At 67.6% G+C, this 12,589-nt stretch carries 9 protein-coding genes; 2 read left to right on the top strand and 7 right to left on the bottom strand.

What is annotated here, in order from left to right:
* Positions 1-47: 47 nt before the first annotated feature.
* The 3 genes from IB243_RS20390 to IB243_RS20400 form a co-directional block, all read right to left on the bottom strand.
* Positions 48-1,055 (bottom strand): helix-turn-helix transcriptional regulator, encoded by a 1,008-nt coding sequence (locus IB243_RS20390; protein ID WP_192428982.1) that lies wholly within the window; start codon positions 1,053-1,055, stop codon positions 48-50.
* A gap of 244 nt (positions 1,056-1,299) precedes the next feature.
* Positions 1,300-2,397 carry a M14 family metallopeptidase gene (locus IB243_RS20395; RefSeq protein WP_192428984.1) on the bottom strand — a complete coding sequence of 366 codons (1,098 nt, stop codon included), beginning with the start codon at positions 2,395-2,397 and terminating at the stop codon, positions 1,300-1,302.
* Between the two features lie 116 nt (positions 2,398-2,513).
* Entirely contained in the window at positions 2,514-3,731 is a 1,218-nt protein-coding gene (locus tag IB243_RS20400) for a M20 aminoacylase family protein (RefSeq protein WP_192428986.1), read from the bottom strand.
* Between the two features lie 76 nt (positions 3,732-3,807).
* Here IB243_RS20400 and argE point away from each other — a divergent pair, with 76 nt between their 5' ends.
* Entirely contained in the window at positions 3,808-4,968 is a 1,161-nt protein-coding gene (gene argE, locus IB243_RS20405) for an acetylornithine deacetylase (protein WP_192428988.1), read from the top strand.
* 145 nt (positions 4,969-5,113) lie between these two features.
* Here argE and IB243_RS20410 read toward each other — a convergent pair whose 3' ends face one another.
* The gene (locus IB243_RS20410; RefSeq protein ID WP_192428990.1) at positions 5,114-6,262 is read right to left on the bottom strand and encodes an ABC transporter substrate-binding protein; all 1,149 of its coding nucleotides are present in this window, start codon (positions 6,260-6,262) and stop codon (positions 5,114-5,116) included.
* Between the two features lie 128 nt (positions 6,263-6,390).
* On the opposite strand from IB243_RS20410, the gene IB243_RS20415 reads away from it, so the two are divergent.
* The gene (locus IB243_RS20415; protein WP_192428991.1) at positions 6,391-8,490 is read left to right on the top strand and encodes a molybdopterin-dependent oxidoreductase; all 2,100 of its coding nucleotides are present in this window, start codon (positions 6,391-6,393) and stop codon (positions 8,488-8,490) included.
* Positions 8,491-8,585: 95 nt separating this feature from the next.
* On the opposite strand, the gene IB243_RS20420 is transcribed toward IB243_RS20415, so the two are convergent.
* Genes IB243_RS20420 through IB243_RS20430 form a run of 3 tightly spaced genes read right to left on the bottom strand, consistent with a single transcriptional unit; the run spans position 8,586 to position 12,575 of the window.
* Positions 8,586-10,271, bottom strand: coding sequence for an MFS transporter (locus IB243_RS20420; protein WP_225585111.1), 1,686 nt, complete (start codon positions 10,269-10,271; stop codon positions 8,586-8,588).
* Positions 10,261-10,668 carry a DoxX family protein gene (locus IB243_RS20425; protein ID WP_225585113.1) on the bottom strand — a complete coding sequence of 136 codons (408 nt, stop codon included), beginning with the start codon at positions 10,666-10,668 and terminating at the stop codon, positions 10,261-10,263. The genes IB243_RS20420 and IB243_RS20425 overlap by 11 nt, the downstream gene beginning before the upstream one ends.
* Positions 10,669-10,673: 5 nt before the next feature.
* The gene (locus IB243_RS20430) at positions 10,674-12,575 is read right to left on the bottom strand and encodes an amidohydrolase (protein ID WP_192428993.1); all 1,902 of its coding nucleotides are present in this window, start codon (positions 12,573-12,575) and stop codon (positions 10,674-10,676) included.
* Between the last annotated feature and the right edge of the window lie 14 nt (positions 12,576-12,589).

Below are 12,589 nucleotides of genomic sequence, written 5' to 3' on the forward strand. Positions count from 1 at the left end.
ACCAACACTCGGCAGGAAGACCGAGGTACCAAGTGTGCTGAACGCCCTCAGGCGGTGCGCAGCGCCGCCACCAGCTCCAGCTTGTTGCTCACCCCCAGCGCGGCATAGGCGGTGCGCAGGTACGTGCGCACGGTGGCGGGCGTGAGCCCGAGCGTGGCGGCGATGTCCTTGTGCGAGCGCCCCTGCGCATAGAGCATGGCCGCGCTCAGTTCGCGCGGCGCCAGCGGCGACTTCGGGTGGCGCGATGCGATGCTGATGGCCACCAGCGAACCGCAGGGCTCCATCCGCAGGCGGCAGGCCTTGCCCACGGCCACGGTGCACGGCGCGCGCGCGAGGTCTTGCACCACCGCCGTCGGCAGCCGCGTGCCGGCCCAGTCGGGGTGGGCCTCGCCCAGCGCCAGACTGATGCGCAGCCCCGCGAACAGCAGATCGCCCGAAGGCTCGGCGAGCGCAAAGCTGTCCCACGGGCGGCTGGGCGAATCGCTTTGCAGCGCCTGCAGCCGGTGGTGCCAGTGCTGCAGCAGGTGCACGACAAACTCGCCGAACAGCACGGTCTCCTGGTCGGTGAATTCGGTGCGGGTCTGCGGGCGGTACACCGAGACGAAGAACAGCAGGCCGCTGTGCGGCAGCTCGGCCGTGAGCGCCATGCAGTGGTACAGGCCATGGCGCTCGCTGAACGCCAACACCTCGGCGTGTTCGGCGATGTCGCCGGTCACGTCGCGTTCGCGGATCACCACGCCGAGCCGGCTCATGGACTGGCGCGCGAACTCGTCCACGGCAGACAGTTCATTCCATTCCTGCGCGAAGCTCTGGCTCAGGCCCATGCTGCCATGCAGCCAGTTGCGAGGGCTGGTGTGCACATCGCCTGCCGACATCTCGCCCCACCAGGCCGAGTCGAACGGCACCAGCGCCTGCAGCGTCTGCAGGGCCTGGTGCAGCATGTCCTGGGGTTGCGTGTGCCGCGCCAGCTGCCCCAGCGCGAGCAGGCTGCGGCTGAGCGCCCGCACGGCATCGGGGTGCGGCCCTGCGCCGGGCTGGGGGCCTGCGACGCTCATCGGAGCGGGTGCTGCGCTGCGCGCAGCGAGGTGGGTGCAATGGCCATGGCGCGGTCTCCTGGTTTTTGGGCGATGGTAGCCGCCGCGCGCACGACGCCGACGCCCCCGGCCCGCGCAGAGCGTGCACCCGCGCCGCCGTGCGCCCCGCACGCCGCATCGCAAACGGTCTCACATCCACCAGAAACTATATTTTTTATAGCGCCTTGCGCTTAATGGTTAAGCGCTAGAGGTCGATTAGACCTATCTATCGGGCCAGGCCATCCACCGCCTGGAACATCGACTGGCGCGCCTGGCTCACGATCTGGCCCTTCCACGTTTCAGTGTCGGTGTAGAACGCGGCCAGCATCTGCGCCTTGATCTGCACATGCTGCTCGGCCGGTGCCTCCGGGTGCAGGTTGAGCCACTGCTCGGCGCGGATCGAGTCCATCACCTCCAGCACCGGCACGGTGCCGTATTCCATCGCGATGCCCGTGGTCTCGGCATGGGGGCACTCGTCGTAGACGGAATTCCACATCAGCCCGGTGAGGAAGGCCGACGTCGAGGAGCCATCGTAGATCGACGTGACCGGCGTGGTGCCGCCGCCGTCCCACCAGGCACGGGCGCGCGCCACGGAATCGGCGTCGTCCTTGCCGGCGTAGATGCGTTCGCCGTGGCCGCTGGGGCCCAGGCCCGTGTGCAGGTCGATCCAGGCGATGTGCGATGCGTTGGCGCCGTGCTGGCGCAGCACCTGGCGCAGCGTGCGGTTGCTCCAGGTGGGCTCGGTGCCGCCAAAGAACACGCCCTGCGGAAACTCGTGCTGGCCCTGCGAGATGGCGGCCTGCCAGGCGGCCTCTCCGTGGGCGTCGATGTACTGCTGCCGCGCGGCGGCATTCTCGGCCGAGGGCGGCCACTGCTCGGGCAGCAGCAGGGGCTGCACTTCGCGGTAGGCCTTGTTCACAGGCAGGGGCTGGCTGAAGTCCTGGAAGTTGCGGTTCAGGTCCACGTTCTCGTGCGTGAAGCGGCGCACGTGCGAGAAGCCGTAGGGGTTGAGCGCATGGATGTACAGCGTGGCCACGCCAGCGGCGCGTGCCTTGTCGCGCCACTCTTGGTCGTGCAGCGCGAACACCTGCACGCCGCTGCCGCAGTAGCCCTCCACGCCGTGGCAGGCGCTGCTCACGATGAGCAGCTTTTTCGCATCCGCCGGGCCGTCCCGCACCACGTCCATCGCCAGGTCCTCGCCGTCACGGCCTTTGAGCGGGTGGGCGTGCGACTCGATGGGCAGGCCGGCCGCGGCGGCGGCTTCGAGGAGCTTGGTGCGGGCCTCTGCGTAGCTGGAGGAAAAGGCGCTGGGGATGCCGATCATGGGCGGGGCTTTCAGGGGTCGGGGGGGGAGGGGGACAAAAGAAAACCCGGGGCACACAGGGCGCCCAGGGTTTCAAGACAGAACCAGAATCAACGGTTGCAGAGCGGTGGTGGTGCTCAGGCCGTCGCAGCCGTCGTTGGCTGGGCCAGCCACTGCTCGGCCAGCTTGACCCAGTAGGTGGCGCCCAGCGGGATCAGGTCATCGTTGAAGTCGTAGCTCGGGTTGTGCAGCATGCAGGGGCCGCCGCCATGGCCCATCTCCCGGTGCGCGCCGTCGCCGTTGGCGATGAAGCAGTACGCGCCGGGCTTGGCCTGCAGCATGTAGGCAAAGTCTTCGGCGCCCATGGTGGGCTCCTGGGGCAGCACATGGCTTTCGCCGACGATCTCGGTCATGACCTTGCGCGCGAACTCCGCCTCGGCGGGCGAGTTGACGGTGGGCGGGTAGTTGCGCACGAAGGCGAATTCGCAGGTGGCGTCGTGCGCCGCGCAGGTGTGCTCGGCGATCTGGCGCATGCGCTTTTCGATCAGCTCCAGCACCTCGACGGTGAAGGTGCGCACGGTGCCCTGCAACTCGACGCTGTCGGGCACCACGTTGGTGGCCTCGCCCGCGTTGATCATGGTGACCGAGATCACGCCCGCATCCACCGGCTTCTTGTTGCGGCTGATGATGGTCTGGAAGGTCTGCACCATCTGGCAGGCGATCGGCACCGGGTCGATGCCGGTGTGCGGCAGCGCTGCATGGCCGCCCTTGCCGCGGATCACGATCTTGAATTCGCTGGTCGACGCCATCACCGGGCCGGGGCTCACGGCAAAGGTGCCCACCGGCATGCCGGGCCAGTTGTGCATGCCGTACACGGCCTGCATGGGGAACTGCTCGAACAGGCCGTCCTCGATCATCACGCGGGCACCGCCGCCGCCCTCTTCCGCGGGCTGGAAGATCAAATACACGGTGCCGTCGAAATTGCGGTGCTTGGCAAAGTGCTGCGCCGCGGCCAGCAGCATCGCCACGTGGCCGTCGTGGCCGCAGGCGTGCATCTTGCCCTGGTGTTTGCTGGCATGGGCGAAGGTGTTGAACTCCTGCATGGGCAGGGCGTCCATGTCGGCGCGCAGGCCGATGGCCCGGCCGCTGGCGCCGCCGTCGCGCCCCTTGACGATGCCCACCACGCCCGTCTTGCCCAGGCCGCGGTGGATCGGAATCCCCCATTCGGTGAGCTTTTGGGCCACCACGTCGGCGGTGCGCACCTCTTCGAAGCACAGCTCGGGATGCGCGTGAATGTCCCGGCGCACCGCTGCAATACTGGCCGCCTGGGTGACGATGGAGTCGATAACGTTCATGATATGTGTCCTTACGATCTCACAGTCTAGCCCGCTGGCCTGCCTTGCGCCACCCGGGGTTTATTTGCACTGCAACATGAAGCTTTCCCCACACGCCCTCGAACTTGCGCAAACCCTCGTACGCATGAACACCGTCAGCGACCAGTCCAACCTGGAGCTGATCCATTTCATCCGTGACCACTTGGCACGGCTGGGCGTCAAAAGCCGCCTGACCTTCAATGCCGACAAAACCAAGGCCAACCTGTTTGCCACGCTGGGCGAGGGCAAGTCGGCGGGGGTGATCCTGTCGGGCCATACCGACACCGTCCCCTGGGATGGCCAGGACTGGAGCATGGACCCGCTGAGCGCGCTCGTGAAGGACGACAGGCTCTACGGGCGCGGCAGTGCCGACATGAAGGCTTTCATCGGCATTGCCGTCTCACATGCGGAGCAGTTCCTGAACAGCAATGCACCCTTCGCCATCCACCTGGCCTTCAGCTACGAAGAAGAGATCGGCTGCTTCGGCGTGAAGGAGCTGATCGCCGACCTGCGCGACGCGAACATCAAGCCCCTGGCGTGCATCGTGGGGGAGCCCACCAGTATGGTGCCGGCCATCGCCCACAAGGGCGTGTACCGCTACAAGTGCTGCGTGCGGGGCAAGGAGGCGCATTCGTCCCTCACGCCACATTCCGTCAACGCCATCGAGATGGCCGCCCGCGTGGTGGGCCGGGTGCGCGACATGGCAGAAGATTTTGAAAAGAACGAACCCCGCTTCGAGGGCTTTGACGTGCCGTTCTCGACCACCAGCGTGGGGCAGTTTCACGGCGGCATCGCCGACAACGTGGTGCCGCGCGACGCCGAGTTCCGCTACGAATTCCGCGACCTGCCCACGGCCAACGCCGCGCAGATGCAGTCAGAAGTGGTGGCGTACGCCAAATCGCTGGAGCCGCGCATGAAACAGGTGGCGCCCGCAGCCGGCTTCTCGTTTGAAACCATCTGCGAAATCCCGAGCTTTCTGGGCAGCAAGGACGACCCGGTCACGCGCCTGGCGCAAACCCTGTCGGGCGAGAAGAGCACCACCCTCGTGGCCTTCGGCACCGAAGCCGGCCTGTTCAAGAACGCCGGCATCTCCACCGTGGTCTGCGGCCCCGGCAGCATCCAGCAGGCGCACCAGCCCGACGAGTACGTGAGCCTGGAACAGCTCGGCCGGTGCGAGGCGTTCATGCAGGGCCTGGCGCGCACCACGGCCATTGGCTGAAACACAGACATTCGACAGACGGTAGACAACGCCCGGCCCACCCGCAACTGGCGCGCCCCAAGGCCAGCGCCGCCGTGGAACTGGCTCCGCCAGGCCACGGGTGGCGTCCCCCTTGGGGGAAGACGCGAAGCGGCTCAGGGGGATATCAAGTCCTCACTCGCCCATCACCGGTCAGCATCGACATTTCGACAAATTTCGATGCCGCATGGCTGGTGGCACTGAACGCAATGGGAAAGCCCGAGACCACCTGGTTGCCCAAGGACTCGATGCCAGCAATCAGCCCTTCGCGCGTGGGTTTTCCACTGCCCTGGGCTTGGCGCAGGCCCTCCGTGAATACCCGGGCTGCCAAGTAGCCTTCCATGCTCGAGTAATTGGCCTGCACCTTGTCGCCACCCTTCTTGATGGCTTCGAGAAACTCGCGGGTGATCTGGCGCGACGGCTGGTAAGGGGAAGGCACGACCTGCGACACCACCACGCCAGCGCCATCCTTGCCCAGCTCATCGGCCAGCGCCTGGGTGCCCACAAACGACACGTTGTAGAACGTGCCGCCAAAGCCCGCCTTGCGCGCTGCGCGCACGAAGGCTGCGGCCGAGGCATAGGCGGTGATCTGCACCACGGCATCCGGCTTGGCCGGCACCAGCTTGTCGACGGCCGCTTTCACGTCGGTCGAATTGCGCTCCACCGTGGCTGTGGCCACGGGCGCGAGCTTGAGCTCGGTCAGCGCCTTCGTCACACCGTCGAGCCCGGCCTTGCCATAGGCATCGTTCTGGTAGAAAACCGCAATCTTCTTGAGTCCCAGGTTGGTGAGCTGGCGCACGATGAGCGCGGTCTCGTCATAGTACGAAGCACGCACATGGAAAATCAGCCGATTGAAAGGCTGGCGCAGCGCCTCGGCACCGGTGAAGGGGCCGAAAAACGGCACTTTTTCCTTGGTGAAGATGGGCATCGCCGCCAAGCTGGTGGGCGTGCCGATGTAACCAAACAGGGCAAACACGTCTTCGGCAATGAGCTTCCTGGTGTTCTCGGCACAGCGGTCGGGCTCGTAGCCGTCGTCCATGGTGCGGATTTCCACCGTGCGCTTGCCCACGCCACCCTGCGCATTGAGCTGGTCGAAAAAGAGCTTGGCGCCCAGGTTGAACTGCACACCCAGCTGCGCGGCAGGGCCGGTAAAGGCTGCAGACTGCCCCAACACAATCCGGCCTTCGCTTTGCGCGTGTGCCAGATGGAAGCCCCCGAGGGCTACCGCACCCAAGCCCACGGAAAACTGCCTGCGCCCCAATACCGGTTGGTTCATGGTGAAATCTCTGCTCTTGTAAAAGAGGGTGAACCCTCTGCGCTGCCTTCAGGCAGCCTCCTTGGAACTGCGGCAACCTATGCACGCCGTTTCCAACCCTGCTTGCAGTTTAACGATCAACCCACAGAATGCACACGTCTTCTGCCGCCAATTCCCCTCTGTCTGTACCGATTCAGGTGCGCGGGGCCTGCCCGCACGACTGCCCGGACACCTGCGCCCTGATCACCACGGTGGAAAACGGCGTGGCCACCCGCGTGCAGGGCAACCCCGACCACCGCCACACCGACGGCGTGCTTTGCGCCAAGGTCAGCAAGTACACCGAGCGCAGCTACCACCCCGAGCGCGTGCTCACTCCGCTCAAGCGCACAGGCCCCAAGGGCAGCGGCCAATTCGCGCCCGTGGGCTGGGACGAAGCCCTGGCCGACATCGCGCAGCGCCTGCAGTCCATCGCCGCGCGCGATCCCGAAGCCGTGTTGCCATACAGCTACGCCGGCACCATGGGCATGGTGCAGGGCGAGAGCATGGACCGGCGCTTCTTCCACCAGCTGGGCGCATCGCTGCTGGACCGCACCATCTGCGCATCGGCCGGGGCCGAAGCGCTGACGCAGACTCTGGGCGGCAAGGTGGGCATGAAGGTGGAGTTCTTCGCCGAATCGCAGCTCATCCTGATCTGGGGCAGCAACTCCATCGGCAGCAACCTGCACTTCTGGCGCTACGCGCAGCAGGCCAAGCGCAATGGCGCCAAGCTGGTGTGCATCGACCCGCGCAAGAGCGAGACGGCCGACAAGTGCCACGAGCACATCGCCTTGCGCCCGGGCACCGATGCCGCGCTGGCCCTGGCGCTGATGCACGAGCTGATCGCCCACGACTGGCTGGACCACGACTACATCGCGCGCCACACGCTGGGCTGGGACCAGCTGCGCGAACGCGCCCTGCAGTGGCCGCCTGAGCGCGCGGCCGAGATCTGCGGCATTCCGGTCGAGCAGATCCGCCAGCTGGCCCAGGACTACGGAACCACCAAGCCCGCCGCCATCCGCCTGAACTATGGCATGCAGCGCGTGCGCGGCGGCGGCAATGCCGTGCGCGCCGTGGCCTGCCTGCCCGCCCTCACCGGTGCCTGGCGCCACCGCGCCGGCGGCTTGCTGCTGTCCAGCTCCGGCCAGTTCCCGGCCCAGCGCGCGGTGCTGCAGCGGCCCGACCTGATGCCCCAGGCGGCCTCAGGGCGCGTGCCGCGCACGATCAACATGACAACCATCGGCGACGACCTGCTGCGCGAGGCATCGCCCGCCTTCGGCCCGAAGGTCGAGGCCGTGGTGGTCTACAACAGCAACCCCGTGGCCGTGGCCCCGGACTCGGGCAAGGTGGTGCGCGGCTTTGCGCGCGAAGACCTGTTCACCGTGGTGCTGGAGCACTTCAAGACCGACACCGCCGACTACGCGGACTACATCCTACCCGCCACCACGCAGCTCGAACACTGGGACGTGCACCTGTCGTACGGCCACACCGACGTGGTGCTCAACCGTCCTGCCATCCAGCCGCTGGGCGAAGCCCGCAGCAACGCGCAGATCTTCCGCGACCTGGCTGCGCGCATGGGCTTTGCCGACCCCTGTTTTGCCGACACCGACGAGGTGCTGTGCCGCCAGGCCTTTGGCGATGCGGTGGACTACGCGCTGCTCGAATCCCAGGGCTTTGCCACGGTCGCCATTCCCGATGCGCTGTTTGCCGAAGGCAACTTCCCGTCACCGTCGGGCAAGTGCGAGTTCTACAGCGCCCGCCTGGCCGCCCAGGGCCTGGACGGCCTGCCCGACCACCTGCCCAATTACGAGCTGCAGGGCACCGACGCACGCTACCCCCTGGCCATGATCTCGCCGCCTGCGCGCAACTTCTTGAACTCCACCTTCGTGAACGTGACGAGCCTGCGCAATATCGAAGGCCGCCCGATCCTGGAGATCCACCCCGACGACGCCGAAGCCCGCGGCATCGGCAACGACGCCGTGGTGCGCGTGTTCAACGACCGCGGCAGCTACCAGTGCCACGCCACCGTCTCGAGCCGCGCACGGCCCGGCGTGGTCAACGGCCTGGGCATCTGGTGGCGCAAACTGGGGCTCGATGGGACGAACGTGAACGAGGTGACGAGCCAGGCACTGACGGACCTGGGGCGGGCGCCGACGTTTTATGACTGTTTGGTGGAGGTGGAGGCTGTGGAGGCAGCGGCAATAGCAGGCTGACCGCGCTCTGCCAGACACGCAGAATGCTCATTTTTTGATAGCTTCTGGCGCTTATTGGACAGGCGCCAGCAGCTATTTTCACTAAAAACCACCTCTCACTGCGCCTGCATGGCATGGGCGCGGCCTGCGTCCCCCGCAGTCAACGCCAGAAAGTGATGCACCACGGGCCGCTCCGCTCCCTGGTGAAACCGCAGCGCCTCTGCCTGCAGGTCCGCATCGGCCTTGGACACGCGGTGGTGCTGGCGCAAATGCTCCGCCCAAGACTCGACCAGGAACCACTCGATGACCCGGCCCGGCTCGCCGGTGTGTTCGGCCACGCCCCAGGCGTAGGCGCCGTCGCGGCGGCGTTCCTGGGACAGGCGCTGCATGGCCTGCAGGAAGGCGGGTAGGTCGGGCTTGGCGATGCGGTATTCGATCTGCACCATCACCGGGCCCCGGTCGTGCGCGACGGGCTCGGCCAGCAGGGGCTCGGGCCAGTGGTTGGAGGGCTGCAGGTCGGCCTCGCCGGTGGGCAGCTTCACGCGGTGAAAGATGAGCGATGCCACCACCAGCCCGGCCGCGCCCATCAGCAGCGTGACCGGCAAGCCGGCCTGCCCCGCGATGAGGCCCCAGCCCAGGCTGCCGGCGGCCATCGCGCCGTTGAAGACCATGAGGTAGATGGCCAGGCCGCGGCCCCGCACCCAGTTGGGCAGTACGGCCTGGGCCACGCCGTTGAGGGTGGTCAGCGCGATGATCCAGCCCAGGCCCAGCACCAGCATCAGCACCACGGCGGCCCACTGGGGCGGGGCCACGGTCAGCACGCCCATGACGGCAGCGGTGAGCAGGGATGCCAGCAGCACCAGGCCGTCGGTGTCGAGCCGCTGGCGCAAGCGGGGCAGCAGCACGGCGCCCAAAATGGCGCCCGCGCCCACGGCGCCCAGCATCACGCCGTAGAAGCCTGCCGAGCCGCCCAGCATGCGGCGCGCCACCAGTGGCAACAGCGCCCAGACCGAGCTGGCGAACAGGAAGAACACCGCTGCGCGCAGCAGCACCACATGCAGCTCGCGGCTGGCGCGGGCGTAGCGCACGCCGGCACGGAAGGCGCCGAAGAACTGCTCGTTCAGCCCCGAGGCCTCGGCCTTCGGGCGCTTCCACCACAGCAGCGCGGCGATCACGAACACGTAGCTCAGCACGTCCAGGCCGTAGGCCATGGCCGCGCCGAAGCTGGCCAGCAGCAGGCCGCCCGCCGCGGGGCCGATGGCGCGTGCGATGTTGATGCCCAGCGAGTTGAGCGCCACGGCGCTCTTGAGCTCGCTGCGCGGCACCAGCTCGGGCACGATGGACTGCCAGGTGGGGCCCATGAGCGCAGCGCCGATGCCGCCCACGAAGGTCAACGCCACCAGCCACTCCACCGTCAGCGTGTGGGTGTTGGCCAGGATGAGCAGCGTGCCGCTGACGGCGGCCAGCAGCACCTGCACACCGATGAGGAAGCGGCGGCGGTCCAGGATGTCGGACAGCACACCCGCAGGGATGGCGAGCAGAAAGACCGGCAGCGTGGCGGCGGTCTGGATCAGCGCGACCGCGGTGGGGCTGGACGAGAGCTCGGTCACCATCCAGGCGCTGGCGACGTCGCGCATAAAGCTGCCGATGTTGCCCAGCACGGTGGCGGCCCAGAGCACCGCGAAGACGGGGATGGCCAGCGGCGCGAAGCTGCCGGAAACCGCAGGAGCCGCCGAGGCCGGCGCGGGCGCTGCAGCAGCAGGGTTCTGGTGGTGATGGTGATCGTGTTGGTTATCCGGCATGGTGGCCTCCGAGGTCGTGCCAGGCGACGAGCAGCATGCCGCCCACCAGGCCCCAATGTTCAAAAAATGCGTTGGCGCTGCGCTGTCGATCAGCCGGCAGCGCGGCCCAGAAGCGGTCTGCCAGCAAGGCGGCAAGCACGGTGAAACCCGCCAGCGCCAGCGCCCCGATCCTGCGGTACCAGCCCGACAGAATGAGCGCCGAGGCTCCGAGCTGCAGCACCAGCGTGGCAGCAGCGATGGGCGCGGCGGGCGCGAGGCCAAGCGAGCGCACTTCGGCCACGGCGCCCGTAAAGTCGCGGGCCTTGCCGATGCCGCCCGGCAGGTACGCGGCGCACAGGCACAGCAGCGCCAGCGTCTGCACCCAGGGCGCGGTGGCGGCGGTTTGCAATGCGTGCAACACCGTCACACCGCCCAGCAGGCGCAGCCGAGCGCACCCCAGAAGCCCTGCAGGTCAGACACTGGCAACTTGCTGCTCCAGGCCGTGGCATGGGCGTGGCCGTGCAGGTTGCAGTCGCTGGCACAGCCGCAGTTCGCCGCCGCGTTGCGCAGCACGGCCTGCAGCGGCGCGCCGTCCGGCCCTCCCTGGGCACCCCAGGCGCCGTAGCCGCCGAAGGTACGCACGGGCGACCAGTCGGGCATGGCGGGCGGCGGGGCCGCGTCGTCGAAGCGCGCGAAGTCGCCCGCGCCATAGACCACCTTGCCGCCCACTACGGTGAGCAGGACCGTGGTGTCAGCGATGTCGGACTCGGCGCAGGCAAAGAAGTCGCGGTCGGGCACGACGAGGTCGGCCAGCTGGCCCGCCTCGATGCGGCCCTTCTTGCCCTGCTCGTTGCTGAACCAGGCGACGTTCTCGGTCCACATGCGCAGGGCCTGGTCGCGGGTGAGGCAGTTGCGCTGGGGCGTGAGCTGCAGACCACCCACCGTCTTGCCGGTGACGAGCCAGGACAGCGACACCCAGGGGTTGTAGCTGGCCACGCGGGTCGCGTCGGTGCCGGCGGACACGTTGACGCCCTTCTCCAGCATGCGCTTGACCGGGGGCGTGGCCTCGGCCGCGACGGCGCCGTAGCGCTCCACGAAGTACTCGCCCTGGTAGGCCATGCGGTGCTGCACGGCCACGCCGCCGCCCAGGGCGGCGATGCGGTCGATGGACTTTTCCGAGATGGTTTCGGCGTGGTCGAAGAACCAGTTCAGGCCGGCCAGCGGCGTGTCCTGGTTGACCTTTTCAAACACGTTGAGCGCGCGCTCGATGGTCTCGTCGTAGGTGGCGTGCATGCGCCAGGGCCAGCGGTTCTGCGCGAGGATGCGCACCACCTCTTCCAGCTCGCCTTCCATGCCGGGCGCCAGCTCGGGCTGGGGCTGGCGGAAGTCCTCGAAGTCGGCGGCAGAGAACACCAGCATCTCGCCCGCACCGTTGTGGCGAAAGTAGTCCGTACCCTGCTTGTACTGCGACGTGGCCGTCCAGTTCAGGAAGTCTTCCTTCTCGTGCTGCGGCTTTTGCGTGAACAGGTTATAGGCCAGGCGGATGGTGAGCTGGTCGGCATCGGCCAGCTCCTGGATCACGTCGTAGTCATCCGGGTAGTTCTGCATGCCGCCGCCCGCGTCGATGGCGCCGGTCACGCCCAGGCGGTTGAGCTCGCGCATGAAGTGGCGCGTGGAGTTGACCTGGTAGTCGTGCGGCAGCTTGGGGCCCTTGGCCAGCGTGGCATACAGGATGGCCGCATTGGGCTTGGCCAGCAGCAGGCCCGTGGGGTTGCCCGCGCTGTCGCGCACGATCTCGCCACCGGGCGGCGCGGGGGTGTCCTTGCCGTAGCCCACGGCGCGCAGCGCGGCGCCGTTGAGCAGCGCGCGGTCGTACAAATGCAGGATGAACACGGGCGTATCGGGCGCCACGGCGTTCAGCTCGGCCAGCGTGGGCAGGCGCTTTTCCGCAAACTGGTGTTCGGTGAAGCCGCCCACCACGCGCACCCACTGCGGCGCGGGCGTCACCGCCACCTGCGCTTTGAGCATGGCCATGGCGTCGGCCAGGCTGCGCACCCCGTCCCACCGCAGCTCCATATTGAAGTTGAGGCCGCCACGGATGATGTGCAGGTGGTTGTCGATGAGCCCCGGCAACACGCTGCGCCCGCCCAGGTCGATGACCCGCGTGCCCGCACCAGCCAGCGCCATCACTTCGCGGTCGTCACCGACCTTGGTAAAGCGCCCTTGCGCAATGGCGACCGCACTGGCCGTGGGATTGGCGCGGTCCAGCGTGGTGAAGCGGCCGTTGCGCAGGATGAGGTCGGGGGTGATGGCAGGTTGTGTCATGGTCTTCGGGCTTC

Origin of the sequence: Acidovorax sp. ACV01 (assembly GCF_014851495.1) — a bacterium.
In the GTDB taxonomy this organism is placed as follows: Bacteria; Pseudomonadota; Gammaproteobacteria; order Burkholderiales; family Burkholderiaceae_C; genus Acidovorax; species Acidovorax radicis.

Bases quoted from the DNA above. Each gene is read 5' to 3' on its own strand.
- argE (WP_192428988.1), top strand. From the start codon at position 3,808: ATGAAGCTTTCCCCACACGCCCTCGAACTTGCGCAAACCCTCGTACGC.
- IB243_RS20395 (WP_192428984.1), bottom strand. From the start codon at position 2,397: ATGATCGGCATCCCCAGCGCCTTTTCCTCCAGCTACGCAGAGGCCCGC.
- IB243_RS20430 (WP_192428993.1), bottom strand. From the start codon at position 12,575: ATGACACAACCTGCCATCACCCCCGACCTCATCCTGCGCAACGGCCGC.
- IB243_RS20400 (WP_192428986.1), bottom strand. From the start codon at position 3,731: ATGAACGTTATCGACTCCATCGTCACCCAGGCGGCCAGTATTGCAGCG.
- IB243_RS20410 (WP_192428990.1), bottom strand. From the start codon at position 6,262: ATGAACCAACCGGTATTGGGGCGCAGGCAGTTTTCCGTGGGCTTGGGT.
- IB243_RS20415 (WP_192428991.1), top strand. From the start codon at position 6,391: ATGCACACGTCTTCTGCCGCCAATTCCCCTCTGTCTGTACCGATTCAG.
- IB243_RS20420 (WP_225585111.1), bottom strand. From the start codon at position 10,271: ATGCCGGATAACCAACACGATCACCATCACCACCAGAACCCTGCTGCT.
- IB243_RS20390 (WP_192428982.1), bottom strand. From the start codon at position 1,055: ATGAGCGTCGCAGGCCCCCAGCCCGGCGCAGGGCCGCACCCCGATGCC.